Annotated in this window: 14 protein-coding genes; 9 read left to right on the top strand and 5 right to left on the bottom strand. The window is 65.4% G+C overall.

The genetic code is table 11. The features are described 5' to 3' along the window. Positions 1-51: 51 nt before the first annotated feature. Positions 52-1104 carry a phosphoribosylformylglycinamidine cyclo-ligase gene (purM, locus tag B2246_RS24710; RefSeq protein ID WP_008641981.1) on the bottom strand — a complete coding sequence of 351 codons (1053 nt, stop codon included), beginning with the start codon at positions 1102-1104 and terminating at the stop codon, positions 52-54. A gap of 192 nt (positions 1105-1296) precedes the next feature. On the opposite strand from purM, the gene hda reads away from it, so the two are divergent. The 8 genes from hda to B2246_RS24670 all read left to right on the top strand — a co-directional run bounded on the left by hda (position 1297) and on the right by B2246_RS24670 (position 7930). After that, on the top strand, positions 1297-2004 hold the full coding sequence (hda, locus tag B2246_RS24705; RefSeq protein ID WP_008641980.1) for a DnaA regulatory inactivator Hda: 708 nt from the start codon (positions 1297-1299) through the stop codon (positions 2002-2004). Positions 2005-2127: 123 nt separating this feature from the next. Continuing rightward, entirely contained in the window at positions 2128-2802 is a 675-nt protein-coding gene (locus B2246_RS24700) for an HAD family hydrolase (protein WP_035884665.1), read from the top strand. A gap of 1 nt (position 2803) precedes the next feature. After that, positions 2804-4393, top strand: a complete 1590-nt coding sequence (gene pcnB / locus B2246_RS24695; RefSeq protein ID WP_035884663.1) for a polynucleotide adenylyltransferase PcnB — start codon at positions 2804-2806, stop codon at positions 4391-4393. 1 nt (position 4394) lies between these two features. Beyond that, a complete protein-coding gene (gene folK, locus B2246_RS24690; RefSeq protein ID WP_008641977.1) occupies positions 4395-4916 on the top strand; it encodes a 2-amino-4-hydroxy-6-hydroxymethyldihydropteridine diphosphokinase in 522 nt (173 codons plus the stop codon). 23 nt (positions 4917-4939) lie between these two features. Further along, positions 4940-5581: a deoxynucleoside kinase gene (locus B2246_RS24685; protein WP_008641975.1), complete on the top strand. Its 642-nt coding sequence runs from the start codon at positions 4940-4942 to the stop codon at positions 5579-5581. A gap of 135 nt (positions 5582-5716) precedes the next feature. Next, the gene (panB, locus tag B2246_RS24680; protein WP_008641973.1) at positions 5717-6538 is read left to right on the top strand and encodes a 3-methyl-2-oxobutanoate hydroxymethyltransferase; all 822 of its coding nucleotides are present in this window, start codon (positions 5717-5719) and stop codon (positions 6536-6538) included. 7 nt (positions 6539-6545) lie between these two features. Beyond that, a complete protein-coding gene (locus tag B2246_RS24675) occupies positions 6546-7244 on the top strand; it encodes an ABC transporter permease (protein WP_035884662.1) in 699 nt (232 codons plus the stop codon). Then, positions 7241-7930, top strand: a complete 690-nt coding sequence (locus B2246_RS24670; RefSeq protein WP_008641968.1) for an ABC transporter ATP-binding protein — start codon at positions 7241-7243, stop codon at positions 7928-7930. The genes B2246_RS24675 and B2246_RS24670 overlap by 4 nt, the downstream gene beginning before the upstream one ends. Positions 7931-7960: 30 nt before the next feature. Here B2246_RS24670 and pabB read toward each other — a convergent pair whose 3' ends face one another. The 4 genes from pabB to B2246_RS24650 form a co-directional block, all read right to left on the bottom strand. Then, entirely contained in the window at positions 7961-9856 is a 1896-nt protein-coding gene (pabB, locus tag B2246_RS24665) for an aminodeoxychorismate synthase component I (RefSeq protein ID WP_035884661.1), read from the bottom strand. Between the two features lie 83 nt (positions 9857-9939). After that, a complete protein-coding gene (dnaJ, locus tag B2246_RS24660; RefSeq protein WP_035884660.1) occupies positions 9940-11082 on the bottom strand; it encodes a molecular chaperone DnaJ in 1143 nt (380 codons plus the stop codon). A gap of 174 nt (positions 11083-11256) precedes the next feature. After that, on the bottom strand, positions 11257-13203 hold the full coding sequence (gene dnaK, locus B2246_RS24655) for a molecular chaperone DnaK (RefSeq protein WP_008641962.1): 1947 nt from the start codon (positions 13201-13203) through the stop codon (positions 11257-11259). Positions 13204-13364: 161 nt separating this feature from the next. Beyond that, entirely contained in the window at positions 13365-13919 is a 555-nt protein-coding gene (locus B2246_RS24650; RefSeq protein WP_008641958.1) for a cob(I)yrinic acid a,c-diamide adenosyltransferase, read from the bottom strand. A gap of 201 nt (positions 13920-14120) precedes the next feature. Here B2246_RS24650 and B2246_RS24645 point away from each other — a divergent pair, with 201 nt between their 5' ends. Next, positions 14121-15539 carry an FAD-binding oxidoreductase gene (locus tag B2246_RS24645; protein WP_008641956.1) on the top strand — a complete coding sequence of 473 codons (1419 nt, stop codon included), beginning with the start codon at positions 14121-14123 and terminating at the stop codon, positions 15537-15539. Positions 15540-15541: the final 2 nt, after the last annotated feature.

The raw sequence follows: 15541 nt of genomic DNA, 5'->3' as shown, positions 1-15541 counted from the left end.
AAAAGCCCGGCCTCTCGGCCGGGCTTTTTGTTGATACGTCAGCAAGGCTGATCAGACCACCACGGTCTGCGCCTGGCCTTCGGCACGCTCGCGGATCTCACCGATCTGCCACACGGCCTCGCCGGCCGCCTGCAGGTGGCGGATGGCGCGTTCAGCGTCTTCCTTCGCCACGATCACGACCATGCCGATACCGCAGTTGAACACGCGGTGCATTTCGGCGTCGGCCACGCGGCCTTCTGCCTGCAGCCACTGGAACAGCGGCGGCAGCGTCCAGGCATCGCGCTGGATCACGGCGGTGACGTTGTCGGCCAGCACGCGCGGCACGTTCTCGGTCAGGCCACCACCGGTGATGTGGGCCATACCCTTGACCGGCAGCGTTTCGATCAGCGACAGCAGCGGCTTCACGTAGATGCGCGTCGGCGCCATGATGGCGTCCTGCAGGCGCTGGCCGTGGAAGTCGGCGTCCAGGTTCGGACGAGCCACGTCGATGATCTTGCGCACCAGCGAGTAGCCGTTCGAATGCGCGCCCGACGAAGCCAGGCCCAGCACCACGTCACCCGGGGTGATCGTGCTGCCGTCGATGATCTTCTTCTTTTCCACGGCGCCGACCGCGAAACCGGCCAGGTCGTATTCGCCGTCCGGGTACATGCTCGGCATTTCGGCGGTTTCGCCGCCGATCAGCGCGCAGCCAGCCAGTTCGCAGCCGTGGGCGATGCCCTTGATCACGGTGGCCGCGGTTTCCACGTCCAGCTTGCCGCAGGCAAAGTAGTCGAGGAAGAACAGCGGCTCGGCACCCTGCACGAGGATGTCGTTGACGCTCATCGCCACCAGATCCTGGCCCACCGTGTCATGGCGGTTGAGCTGGAACGCCAGCTTGAGCTTCGTGCCCACGCCGTCGGTGCCCGAAACCAGGACCGGCTCCTGGTACTTCTTCGACAGCTCGAACAGCGCGCCGAAACCGCCAATGCCGGCCATCACGCCTTCGCGCATGGTGCGCTTGGCAAACGGCTTGATCCGGTCGACCAGCGCGTCGCCGGCTTCGATGTCAACACCGGCGTCGCGGTAGGAAAGGCCTGCCTGGCCGGCGGTCGGGGATGCGCTCATGAGAACCTGCTTGTCTTTGAGGAGGTGAAGTGTGGATTCCGGCGCTCGGCTGACGCGCTTTTCGCCAAATCTGGCGTAGTGGGCGGGCTCGAGTCCAGTAAAATCGCAATTTTAACGGATACAGGCTCCCGGCGACCAGCTATCGCGGTCACTCTCCGTCAGCCGCAGAATCGGGCAAGTAACGCATTCGTCATGTCACCGCGTCAAAAGCAGCTCTCGCTCGAACTGGGCAGCCCGCCGCCGTCCACATTCGAGAATTTCTTCGTGGCCGCCAACCGCGAGTCCGTGCAGCGCCTGCGCGAACTGCCTGGCCTGGTCGCGCGCGAGCAGGCCACGGACCGCCTGATCTACCTGTGGGGCGAGGTCGGCTCTGGCCGCACGCACCTGCTGCATGCCGTATGCGACGCCGCGCTGCACACCGGCCTGAATTGCCGGTACCTCAGCCCGCACCACGCCCTGTCCGACTTCATGTTTGACCCGTCGTGCCAGATTTATACGGTCGACGACGTCGAATTGCTCGACGAAGCCCGCCAGATCGCGGTGTTCTCACTGTACAACGAGGTCCGCGCCCATGTGCGGTGCGCGCTCGTGGTGGCCGGGGGCCTGGCGCCGCGGGCCATGCCGGTACGTGAAGATTTGCGCACCCGGCTCGGCTGGGGCCTGGTATACCAGGTGGAATCGCTCTCGGACGAGGACAAGATGGCCGCGCTCTTGCAGGCCGCACGCGAGCGGGGCCTGCAGTTGTCACCCGAAATCCCGCACTGGCTCGTCACACGGCACTACCGTGACATGCCCAGCCTGATGGCGCTGCTGGACGCGCTCGATACCTACTCGCTCGAACGCAAACGCGCGGTGACGCTGCCGCTGCTGCGCGAAATGTTCGCTGAATTCCGGGAGTAACCGACGCCCCGCCGGCCTGGCTGGCACGAAATCCGCTCGGTCCGGGCTCAGGACACCGCCGGACTGGCAAGGCCGGCTCCCTGCCCCGACTGCCTGTTGCACTCTCATGTAAAATCGCCGCCCATGAATCTGGCATTGTTTGACCTCGACCACACCCTGATCCCCACCGATAGCGACCATGAGTGGGGCCGCTTCCTAGTTCGCATGGGCGTCGTCGACGAGGAATCCTATCGTCGCAAGAACGACGAGTTCTATAGCCAATACAAGGCTGGCACGCTCGATATCGGGGCATTCCTGCGCTTCGCGCTGGCCCCGCTGGCTGCCAATCCGCGCGACCGCCTGGATCAATGGCGTGTGCGCTTCATGCACGAGGTAATCGAGCCCGTCATCACGCCGCAGGCCCGCGCGCTGGTCTACAAGCACCTGGAAGCCGGCGACCTGTGCGCGGTGGTGACTGCCACCAACAGTTTCGTGACGGCCCCGATCGCCCAGGCATTCGGGATCAAGCACCTGATCGCCACCGAGCCCGCGACCATCGACGGCAAGCCGGAAAGCGCCTTCACCGGTGAAGTATTCGGCGTGCCGAGCTTCCGGGAAGGCAAGATCACCCGCGTGGAGAGCTGGCTGAAGGGCTTGGGCGCCCGCTGGGACGACTTCGGCTCGACGACGTTCTACAGCGACTCGGCCAACGACCTGCCCCTGCTCGAGAAAGTCAGCGAGCCGGTGGCCGCCAACCCGGACGATCGCCTGCGCACCCATGCAGCCTCGGCCGGCTGGCGCATCATGGATCTGTTCTGAAGTGATCAAAAAGCTCATCAACCGGCTGCTTGGCAAGCCGGGGCCCAAGCAGCGCCGCACCGGACGCGCCCATGCGGCGCGCGTCGTCGGCGTTGACGAACACCGAATCGACCCGGCGCTGATTTCGCGCAACGCGGTCAAGGTGACCTCCGCCCTGCAGCAGGCCGGCTACCAGGCCTTCATCGTGGGTGGCGCCGTGCGCGACCTGCTGCTCGGCATCAAGCCGAAGGACTTCGACGTGGCAACCAATGCCACGCCCGAGCAGGTGCAGGCGCTGTTCCGCCGCTCACGCATCATCGGCCGACGCTTCCAGATCGTTCACGTCACGTTCTACGGCGGCCGCGAGCAGGAAATCATCGAAGTCTCGACCTTCCGCGCGCTGGTCGACGCCGTCGCCAGCGAGACGCTGCCCGAAGGCCGCCGCCTCAAGCGCGCGGAACTCGACAGCAAGACCCACGCGATCGACGCCAGCGGCCGCGTGCTGCGCGACAACGTCTGGGGCACGCAGGCCGAGGACGCGGAACGCCGCGACTTCACGATCAACGCGATGTACTACGATCCGGCCGCGCAGACCGTGCATGACTACCATCACGGCATGGAAGACATCCGCGCGCGCACGCTGCGCATGATCGGCGACCCGGTCACGCGCTATCGCGAGGACCCCGTGCGCATGCTGCGCGTGGTGCGTTTTGCGGCCAAGACGGGCTTTTCGATCGACGACCATACGCGCGAGCCGATCGTCGGCCTGGCCTCGCTGATCCACAACGTGCCCAGCGCGCGCCTGTTCGACGAAATGCTCAAGCTGCTGATGTCCGGCCATGCGTGGGCCTCGCTGCAGGAACTGCGCAAGGCGGGCCTGCACAAGGGCCTGCTGCCGCTGCTGGACGTCGCGCTGGAACAACCGATGGGCCAGCGCTTCGTGCAGCTCGCCCTCGACAACACCGACCGCCGCGTGCAGGCGGGCAAGCCGGTTTCGCCGGGCTTCCTGTTCGCATCGCTGCTCTGGCACCACGTGCTGCAGCGCTGGAACAAGCTGCGCGAGCAAGGCGAGCACCCGATCGCCGCGCTCAACACCGCGATGGATCAGGTGCTGGAAAAGCAGACCGGCCAGCTTGCGATCCAGCGCCGCTTTGTCACCGACATGCGCGATATCTGGGGGATGCAGCCGCGTTTCGAGAAGCGCGTCGGTCGCATGCCGTTCCGCCTGCTGGAATCGCCGCGCTTCCGCGCTGGCTACGATTTCCTGCAACTGCGCTGCGAAGCCGGTGAACAGGCGGCCGAAATGGGCCAGTGGTGGACCGACTTCCAGAACGCGTCCCCCGATCAGCGCGAAGCGATGATCGAGGCCGCGCGCCCAGCCCGTTCCAGGGGTGGCAAGGGTGGCCAGGGCGGCCAGGGTGGACAGAGCGGCGCAAACGAACCGGAAGCTGGCGAAGGCGCGGAAGGAGCGGAAGGCGATGCGCCGGCCCGCAAACGGCGTCGCCGACGCAGTCCGCGGAAATCAGATAAAGTGTCTTCCCGCAGCGAGGCGGATTCGGCAGAAGGAGGTCAGGCCGTCGCACAATCCCGCCGCGCCCAGCCGGAGGAATAACATGACGCTCGCCTTCATCGGCATCGGCGCCAATCTTGGTGATGCACGCCAGGCAGTAAAAGACGCCATCGTGTGCCTGGCCCAGCAGGTCGGCATCACGGTGGTCGCCAAGTCGTCGTTCTATCGCACCGCACCAGTCGACGCCACAGGCGCTGACTACTTCAACGCGGTGGTGAAGATCGAGACGCCGTTCACGGCAGCGCAGCTCCTGCGTATCTGCCACCACATCGAAGACCAGTTCGGCCGGGAACGGCCGTTCCGGAACGCGCCGCGCACGCTCGACCTGGATCTGCTGCTGTTCGGCGCGGAGTCGATCAATACCGAAGTGCTGACCGTTCCGCATCCGCGCATCACCGAGCGTGCGTTCGTGCTGGTGCCGCTGGTCGAGCTCGATCCCGAGATCGAGATTCCTGGAGTGGGCCGCGCGGCCGGTTTCCTGCCGGACGTGCAGGAACAGCGCATCGAGAAGTTTTCCTCATGCAAATGCTCGCGCATGAAGGAAGGCGACGGCGCGCAGCCATGAGCGCGCCACGCCGCGGCTGACACATGCTCGATCATCTGCGTCGTATCGTCATCGAAGGCCCGGTCGGCTCCGGCAAGGCCGCGCTGGCCCAGCGCCTGGCGCGCCATCTCCAGGCGGGCGAACTGCCCGACGGCGCGCGCAACAACCCCTTCCTCGAACGCTTCTACCGCGAACCACAGCGCTATGCGCTGGCGATGCAGCTCGCCTGCCTGAACCAGCGCGTAACCCAGCTCCAGCAGTGGCATTCGGCGATGCTGGCCGGCCAGCGCATGATCGGCAACTTCCTGTTCGCGCGCGACCGTGTCTACGCTTCGCTGACACTCGACACCGACGAACTCGCGCTCTACGACGCGCTGGCGGCACGCCTGCAAGCGCCGGCGCAGCGCGTGGATCTGGTCATCATGCTACAGGCCACGCCTTCGTTGCTGCGTGAGCGAATCGCGCGGCGCGGCCTGCCCGGCGAGAGCGGTATTGACGACCAATATCTGCAGCGGCTCACCGATGCTTATGGCGAGTTGTTCCACCGCTACGACGAAGCCCCCGTGCTGATCGTCGATACCGCACATTTCAACCCGGTAGACAACGACGTTGATTTCCGTACACTACTGTCGCGCATCGAGAACATGCGAGGCCGCAGGGCCTTTCTGAATCTCGTAGCGTCCTGAGTCGTCCCGAGCGCCTGTCGGGCCGTTTCCACACGTGAAGCGGCTTTCGCCAGGCAGCACAACACACGAAAAAGACAGCGGTCGACCCTGGCAATTCGATGCACGGGTCCGAACCGATCAACCACGGGTACTGCCATGAGTTACCTCCTCGATCCCTCCCGCAAGACCGTTACCATCCCCAAACTGCAGGCCATGCGTGAAGCCGGCGAAAAGATCGCCATGCTCACCGCCTACGATTCCAGCTTCTCCGCGCTGCTCGATCTCTGCGGCGTGGAAGTGATCCTGGTCGGCGATTCGCTCGGCAACGTGATGCAGGGCCAGCAGACCACGCTGCCCGTCACGCTCGAGCACATGGTCTATCACACCGAATGCGTGTCGCGCGGCAACCAGACCGCGCTGCTCGTGTCCGACCTGCCGTTCGGCACGTATCCGACCCCCGAGAAGACCTTCGAAAGCGCAGCCGCGCTGATGCGTGCCGGCGCGCAGATGGTGAAGCTCGAAGGCGGTGACTGGCTGGCGCCGACGGTGAAGTTCCTGGTCGAGCGCAGCATTCCGGTATGCGCGCACATCGGGCTGACGCCGCAATCGGTACACGCGCTCGGCGGCTTCAAGGTGCAGGGCAAGACCGACGAGAGCGCCGCGCAGCTGAAGCGTGACGCGCTGGCGCTGCAGCAGGCCGGCGCGCAGCTGATCGTCATGGAGGCCGTGCCGGCCAAGCTCGCCGGCGAAGTGACTGCGCAACTCTCCATCCCGACCATCGGTATCGGCGCTGGCGTCGATTGCTCGGGCCAGGTGCTGGTGCTGCAGGACATGATCAACATCTACCCGGGCCGCAAGGCCAAGTTCGTGCGCAACTTCATGGAGGGACAGACCTCGATCGAAGCGGCGATCCGGGCCTATGTGGCTGCGGTGAAGGACGGCAGCTTCCCGGCCGTCGAGCATACGTTCTCGGCCTGAACGCCGCGTGGAGATCGGCGCCGCCACGCTCGAAGCATTCCGCCTGCTGGGCAGCGGCGACGGCGCCTTGTGGTTCATTGTCTGGACTTCGCTGATGGTGGCCGGGCTGGGACTGGCACTCGCCACGGTGCCGGCCATCGGCGCGGCCTACCTGATCGCCACGCAGCAATTTCCTGGCCGGCGCGCCGTCGTGGTCGTCGCCCAGGCATTTCTCTCGTTCCCGACCGTGCTGGTCGGCCTGATTCTCTACCTGCTGTTCACGCGCCAGGGGCCGTTGGGCGGCTTCTCGCTGTTGTTCACACCCGCAGGCATGGTGATCGGCCAAGCCGTGATCGCCTTCCCCGTCATCCTGGCGTTCGCGTTATCCACGCTGCAGTCGGCCGATCCACGTCTGCGTGAGACAGCGTGGGTGCTCGGCGCAGGACGCTGGCAGACCTGCATGACCGTGCTGCGCGAACTGCGTTTTGGCCTGATGGCCGCAGTGGTCGCCGGTTTCGGCCGCGTAATCGCCGAGGTCGGTTCGGCGCTGATGATTGGCGGCAATATCGAAGGCGCCACACGCACGATCACCACGGCCATCGCGCTGGAAACGAGCAAGGGCGAGTTCGCCGAAGGCATCGCATTGGGCATCGTGCTCGTGGCGCTGGCGCTGATCGTCAATGTGCTGATGGCCTGGTTGCAGGGCGCCGGAGGTTTTCGCCGATGAGCACGCGGACACCTGCCCCGCTGCTGACGGTGCGAGGATTGTCGCGGCGCGTCGGCGCGCGCAAGTTGTTCGACATCGCCGAACTGGATTTCCCGCGCGCGACGGCCATCGCGCTGACCGGTGTCAACGGCGCGGGCAAGTCCACACTGCTGCGGATAGTGGCCGGGCTCGAACCGGCGCCCGGCGCGACCGCAAGCTGGACCGATGCGAATGGCACCGCGCACACCGTGCCGCTTTCGCCGTTGCCAATGTCGCTACGCCGTCGCATCGCCTACATGCATCAGCATCCATACCTGTTCCGCACCTCAGTGCGCGAGAACATCGCCTATGGTCTGCGTCACCACGGCCTGCCACGCGACGAGATTGATCGGCGGGTGGGCGCGGCGCTGGGCTGGGCCGGCGTGGTGCACGTTCAGGACACTGCGCCCGACAAGCTATCCGGTGGAGAAATCCAGCGTGTGGCACTGGCGCGCGCGAAGGTGCTGGAACCCGATCTGCTGCTGCTCGACGAGCCGACCTCAAGCCTCGATGGTCACGCGCGCGAACAGGTCATCGCACTGATTGGCGAACTGGCCGCCGAAGGGCGAACCGTCGTAATGGTCTGTCACGACCGCGAGCTGATCAACCTGCCCGGTGTGGTGCGCTGGAAGCTCGGCGAAGGCCGGCTTGATACGCGACACAAGTAGTCGCTGTGGCAGACACCCTAGACACCTTGCTCAGATCAGGCGCGCGCGCAGCGTGCCGCGCAATGCGTTGGCGATAACGATGGCTTCGGCGCGCCGCACCATGTCGCGCGTCACGGTGGCTTCCTGCACCGGTCCGTCGATCAATGCGTCACCTTCTTCGAGCACCACGGCACGCATCACGCCCGGCAGGATGTCCGCCGAGAGTGGCGGTGTCATCCACTGGCCATCCACCTTGATGAACACCGAACTGCGGCCGCCTTCGAGCAGTTCGTCGCACGTGTTGAAGAACAGGCTATCGAATCCGCCTGCCCGCTCCGCGGCCTGCCATCCCTGATCAAACACGGCGCGCGCGCTGAGCTTGTGCCGGCGCAGCGGATCGTGAACGGGCAGGCATGTCGGTGCGATCCCGAGACCCGCGACGCCATGCGCGAGCGGAGCCAATGCCCCGCTGGCAAATACCAGCGTGCCGCGCTTGTCCACGCTCACGCGCAGGCGCCAGTCGCCATCGCCCAGTCGCGCGGCTTCAGCCTGCACCGCCGCGCGGGCTTCAGGCAAGTCCAGCGCGAAGCCGAACGCCGCCGACGAGTTCGCTAGTCGCTGCAAATGGCGCTCGCGATGTAACACTGCGCCATCGCGCGCATGCATGGTCTCGAACAACGTGAAGCCGGGGTCATGACCCGTCAGGAACCGCGCTTTCCATCCGCATTCGGCGTACTCGTCGTCGGCCACGCTATCGTGCACGATGCCACCGCCCACGCCCATCTCGGCCGCACGCAGGCCATCGGCCCCGGGCGGCGCCAGCACCAGCGTGCGGATCGCCACAGACATGCCGAAGGCGCCGACGCCAATGACTTCCGTAGTCTCATGCGATGGTGCATCGAGCCAACCGATCGCGCCCGTGTACAACCCACGTGGCGACGTCTCGAGCTCGGCGATGATCTGCATCGTGCGCCGCTTGGGCGCGCCGGTAATCGAGCCGCACGGGAACAGCGCGGTCATCAACGCTCCGAACGACGTACCCGGGCGCGCGGTCGCGGTGACTGTCGACGTCATCTGCAATACGCGACCGAACGGTTCGACGACGAAGCGCTCGGGCACCTTCACGCTCCCGGGGACCGCCACGCGACCGAGGTCGTTGCGCAGCAGGTCGACGATCATCACGTTCTCGGCGCGGTTCTTGGCATCGGTGGCCAGTTGTTTCGCGGCGCGCGCATCCTGCTCGGCATCCCCGGAGCGCGGCGCGGTGCCCTTCATCGGACGCGCGACGAGATGTCCGTGGCCATCGTGCTCGACGAACAGTTCGGGCGATAGCGACAGCACCCAACCGTCACCGGGCAGATGCGCTAGCACGCCGAACGGCACCGGCTGTGCCGCGCGCAACGCCGCGTAGAACGCCATCGGATCGCCAAACACGCGACAGCGCAGTCGTCGCGTGAAGTTGACCTGATAGGTATCGCCCGCCTCGATGTAATCGTGGATGCGCGCGATCGCTTCGGTGTATTGCGTCCGCGTGGTGCTGGCCGTGACGTCGAGTGTGCCCGTCGGGCCTGGTTGCGCGCCTGCGGCTAGCCACTGGGCCACGCCTTCGGTATCGAGCCGGCGCAACGTGCGAAACCACAGCACGCGCAGGGCGCCGTCGTGAAACGGCAGCGCATTGCCGACGTGCACGGGTGCGCCGACGATCTCACCACCGAATTCGTAGGGCGCAAAGAACGCGGCGTGCAACCCGTCCCGCCAGCCGCTGGCCAGCAGCGTGTCGAGCGCCGATACGTCGGCGCCGGCCTCCAGCACGTCCTCCCGCACGAAATCGGTATAGAGACGCGAAGCCGTCACGCCAGGGCCGGCTGTGGCGTCGTCGAGCAGAACGAAGGGGGGCGAAGGGATGGGTACCACGAAGACTGGATGCGAAAACGCTGCAGTCGGCATTATCGCTGCGTTGGGCGTAAAAAAACCGGCCACGCTGGACACGTGGCCGGTTTCATCGTCCTGTTGACGGGTCGATGAGGCGATCAGCTAAAGAAGCTCTTCACCTTGTCGAGCCAGGACTGCTCCTGCGGGCTGTGACGCGAACCGCCCTCGTGCACCGAGCGGTCAAACTGACGCAGGATGTCCTTCTGGGCCTCGGTCAGCTTGACCGGCGTCTCCACGTTCACATGCACGTAGAGGTCGCCCGGATATCCGGAACGCACACCCTTGATGCCCTTGCCGCGCAGGCGGAACGTCTTGCCGGCCTGGGTGCCTTCCGGCACCGGGAAACTGGCCCGGCCGCCCAGCGTCGGCACTTCGATATCGCCGCCCAGCGCCGCCGTGGCGAACGAGATCGGCATCTGGCAATGCAAGTCGTCACCGTCGCGCTCGAACACCGGGTGCTGCTTGATATGCACCTCGACGTAGAGATCGCCCGGCGGGCCGCCGTTGATGCCCGGCTCGCCGTTGCCCGACGAACGGATACGCATCCCTTCGTCGATACCGGCCGGAATCTTGACCTCGAGCGTCTTCTGCGACTTGAGCTTGCCCTGACCGTGGCACTTGGTGCACGGCTTCGGGATGAACTTGCCGCTGCCGTGGCACTTCGGGCAGGTCTGCTGCATCGTGAAGAAGCCCTGCGACACACGCACCTGGCCCACGCCGTTACAGGTCGGGCAGGTTTCAACCGACGAACCCGGCTCGGCGCCATTGCCGTGGCAGTGTTCGCAATCGTCCCAGTGCGGCACGCGGATCTGCGCCTCGTGGCCATGCGCGGCCTGCTCCAGCGAGATCTCCATGCTGTAGCGCAGGTCGGCGCCACGGTAGGCCTGCGGGCCGCCGCCACGGCGTCCGCCGCCGCCGGCTGCCTGGCCGAAGATGTCGCCGAAGATATCGCCGAACGCTTCCGCGAAGCCACCGCCGCCAAACCCGCCGCCGCCGAATCCACCGGCCATGTTCGGGTCCACGCCAGCGTGGCCGTATTGATCGTAAGCCGCCTTCTTCTCGGGGTCGGAGAGCATCTCGTAGGCCTCCTTGACCTCCTTGAATTTCTCCTCGGCTTCCTTGTTATCCGGATTGCGGTCCGGATGGTGCTTCATCGCGAGCTTGCGATAAGCCTTCTTGATCTCGTCGTCGCTCGCGTTCTTGCCTACCCCGAGCACTTCGTAGTAGTCACGTTTTGCCATGGTGGCTCATACCTGATTGGCCCGACGGAGCCCTTACATGCCCGCCGCGCGATAAGCAAAAAAGCCGAGCGCAGTGTCCAACCGAGGTTTGCACCTGGTGTCAGACAACCGTCGCCCGGCGTCGGGAACGGGTGGCGGCGCCGGCATCACCCGCGCCGCCACCCGCCGTCCCGATTACTTCTTGTCGTTCACTTCCTTGAACTCGGCATCCACGACGTTGTCGTCCTGCGGCTGGGCCTGCTGCTGTGCGCCGCCGGCTGCGCCGGCACCTGCCGCCGCACCTTCACCGGCCTGGGCCTGCATGTCGGCGTAGACCTTCTCGCCCAGCTTCTGGCTGACTTCGGACAGCGCATTGACCTTGGCGTCGATCTCGGCCTTGTCACCACCGCGGGCGGCATCTTCCAGGTCCTTGATCGCGGCTTCGATCTTTTCCTTCTCGCCGGCTTCGAGCTTGTCGCCGTACTCGCCCAGCGCCTTGCGCGTCGAGTGGATCAGCGCGTCGGCCTGGTTGCGGGCGTCGGCCAGCTCACGGGCGCGCTTGTCTTCCTCGGCATTGGCTTCGGCATCCTTCACCATGCGCTGGATCTCGTCTTCGGACAGACCCGAGTTCGCCTTGATCGTGATGCGGTTTTCCTTGCCGGTGGCCTTGTCCTTGGCGCCCACATGCAGAATGCCGTTGGCGTCGATGTCGAACGAGACCTCGATCTGCGGCGTGCCACGCGGTGCCGGCGCAATGCCTTCCAGGTTGAACTCGCCCAGCATCTTGTTGCCGGTGGCCATCTCGCGCTCGCCCTGGTACACCTTGATCGTCACGGCCGGCTGATTGTCGTCAGCGGTCGAGAAAACCTGTGCGTGCTTGGTCGGGATGGTCGTGTTCTTGTTGATCATCTTGGTCATCACGCCACCCAGCGTTTCGATGCCCAGCGACAACGGCGTCACGTCCAGCAGCAGCACGTCGGTACGGTCGCCCGACAGCACCGAACCCTGGATGGCGGCACCCACGGCCACGGCTTCGTCCGGGTTCACGTCCTTGCGGGCTTCCTTGCCGAAGAACTCGCGCACCTGTTCCTGCACCTTCGGCATACGGGTCATGCCGCCGACCAGGATCACGTCGTCAATGTCGCTAACCTTGACGCCTGCATCCTTGATCGCGGTACGGCACGGTTCGATCGTGCGGGTGATCAGTTCTTCCACCAGCGCTTCGAGCTTGGCGCGCGTGATCTTCAGATTCAAGTGCTTCGGACCCGAGGCATCGGCCGTGATGTACGGCAGGTTGATCTCGGTCTGCTGCGAGCTCGACAGTTCGATCTTGGCCTTTTCAGCGGCTTCCTTCAGGCGTTGCAGCGCCAGCACGTCCTTCGACAGATCGACGCCCTGTTCCTTCTTGAACTCGCCGATGATGTAGTCGATGATGCGCTGGTCGAAGTCCTCGCCACCGAGGAACGTGTCGCCGTTGGTCGACAGCACTTCGAACTGCTTTTCGCCATCCACGTCGGCGATTTCGATGATCGAGATGTCGAACGTGCCGCCGCCGAGGTCATACACGGCAATCTTGCGGTCGCCCTTCTCGTTCTTGTCCATGCCGAACGCCAGCGCTGCAGCGGTCGGTTCGTTGATGATGCGCTTGACGTCCAGCCCGGCGATGCGGCCGGCATCCTTGGTTGCCTGGCGCTGCGAGTCGTTGAAGTACGCCGGCACCGTGATCACGGCTTCGGTCACCGGCTCGCCCAGGTAGTCCTCGGCGGTCTTCTTCATCTTGCGCAGCACTTCGGCCGAAACCTGCGGCGGGGCCAGCTTCTGGTCGCGCACGCCAACCCAGGCGTCGCCGTTGTCGGCCTTGACGATCGCGTACGGCATCAGGCCGATGTCCTTCTGGACTTCCTTCTCTTCGAACTTGCGGCCGATCAGGCGCTTCACCGCGTACAGCGTGTTACGCGGGTTGGTGACGGCCTGGCGCTTGGCAGGCGCGCCAACCAGGATCTCGCCATCTTCCATGTAGGCGATGATCGACGGCGTGGTGCGTGTGCCTTCGGAGTTCTCGATGACTTTCGGCGTGTTGCCTTCCAGAATGGACACGCAGCTGTTGGTGGTACCGAGGTCGATACCGATGATCTTACCCATAGTGTTCTCTCCTATTGAGCCCCGCTTCTTGAGATCAGGGCTGCAATTCAACCTGAATGCGAAATGTGGCCATCGCGGGCCATTTCAAGGGCGAAATTCGCAAATCCGAGTAAATTTCTCGGAAAAACGAGTCAGCCTAATTAGTGGCTCATGCGTAACTTTCAGGATTCCCGCTCGCGCTGCCAGAGCACGTCGCTCCCGCCACCCACACGGTTCAGCACACGGGCCAGCACGAACAGCAGGTCTGACAGCCTGTTCAGGTACTGGCGCGGCGCCTCGTTGAGCGCTTCGGCTGCGCCCAGCTCCACAAGCGCACGTTCCGCCCGGCGGCAGACCGTACGGCAGATGTGGGCCTGCGCGGCGGGCCGGCTTCCGCCCGGCAGGATGAATTCGGCCAGCCGTGGCAGGGCGGCATTGTAATGGGCCAGCCAGTCGTCGAGCTGGGCCACCTGTGGCGCCTTGAGCAAGGTATAGCCCGGGATGGAGAGTTCACCACCCAGATCGAACAGGTCGTGCTGGATATGGAGCAGCGCGGCGCGGACGTCCTCGGGCAGATCCGGTTCGGTCAGCAGCAGGCCGATATGGGAATTCAGCTCGTCCACGTCGCCGATCGCGACGATGCGCAGGCTGTTCTTGCCAACCCGGCTGCCGTCGCCGAGGCCCGTGGTGCCGGCGTCGCCGGTGCGCGTGGCAATTTTGGACAGGCGATTACCCATGCCGGTCTCCTTGTGGTCAGTGTTTTAGAAGTGGCGCAATTATGGACCCTCCGGGGCCCGGCAGGCCCTGCCACGTGCCGCGCGGGGCGTGTTGGAGACGCATTGGGGACGTATTGGGGACGTATGGGAGACGTGGAAGGCGACGTAGAATGGCGGCATTCCCTTGCATACAGAGCTATACGGCCCGAGCCGGAGACCCGCATGAACCACCCCACACCTGCCGCCGCCCTGGCGCGCCGGCCGTTCCCGTCGGAACTGGCCGATGCCCTCGCCGCCCGCTTCGGCGACCGCTTCACCACCTCGGCCGGCGTGCGCGAGCATCATGGCCGCGACGAATCCCCGTTCCCGCCCGAACTGCCGGACGCCGTGGTCTTTGCCCATAGCACCGAGGAAGTGGCCGAACTGGCGAAGCTCTGCAACACGCATGGCGTGCCGCTGATCCCCTACGGCGCCGGCTCCTCGCTCGAGGGCCACCTGCTGGCCGTGGCCGGCGGTATCAGCCTCGACCTGTCGCAGATGAACCGGGTGCTGGCCGTGCACCCCGAGGATCTGACCGTCACCGTCCAGCCCGGCGTCACGCGCAAACAGCTCAACCAGGAGATCAAGGACACGGGCCTGTTCTTCCCGATCGACCCGGGCGCCGATGCGTCGCTGGGTGGCATGTGCGCCACGCGCGCCTCGGGCACCAACGCGGTCCGCTACGGCACCATGCGCGAGAACGTACTGGCGCTGACCGTGGTCACGGCCGACGGCCGGGTTATCCGCACCGGCACCAATGCGCGCAAGTCGTCGGCGGGCTATGACCTGACGCGCCTGTTCGTCGGCAGCGAAGGCACGCTCGGCATCATCACCGAAGTTACGGTGCGGCTCTATCCGCAGCCGGAAGCGATCTCCGCAGCCGTCTGCGCCTTCCCGAGCATGGGCGACGCCGTGCGCGCCACCATCCAGACGATCCAGCTTGGCGTGCCCGTGGCCCGCGTGGAGTTCGTCGACGCCCTGGCAATCCGTGCGATCAACCGCCATGACAATCTGACCTTGCCGGAAACGCCCCACCTGTTCTTCGAGTTCCATGGCACCGAGGCCGGCGTGCGCGAACAGGCCGAGACCGTGCAGGACATCGCCGCCGAGCACGGTGGCCAGGGCTTCGAATGGGCCACACGGCCCGAGGACCGGTCGCGGCTCTGGAATGCCCGCCATACCGCCTATTTCGCGATGCTCCAGCTGAAGCCGGGCTGCAAATCGGTCACCACCGACGTCTGCGTGCCGATCTCGCGGCTGGCCGACTGCGTGACCGAAACCGAGCGCGATCTGAACGCGTCGTCGCTGCCTTGCCCGATCGTTGGTCACGTCGGGGACGGCAACTTCCACGTGGCGATCCTGGTGGACCCGGACAAGCCCGAGGAAATGGCCGAGGCCGAGGACATCAACCGCCGCATCGTGCAGCGCGCGCTGGCGATGGGCGGCACCTGTACCGGCGAGCACGGCGTGGGCCTGCACAAGATGGGATTTCTGGTGCAGGAGCATGGCGAGGATGCGCTCGACCTGATGCGCGCGATCAAGGATGCGCTCGATCCGAACCACATCCTGAATCCGGGCAAGATCTTCAGCGCCACGCGCTGAGC

This window comes from Cupriavidus sp. UBA2010 (genome assembly GCF_002335265.1).
Lineage (GTDB): Bacteria > Pseudomonadota > Gammaproteobacteria > Burkholderiales > Burkholderiaceae > Cupriavidus > Cupriavidus metallidurans.
This window is presented reverse-complemented; position numbering and strand designations above follow the sequence as displayed.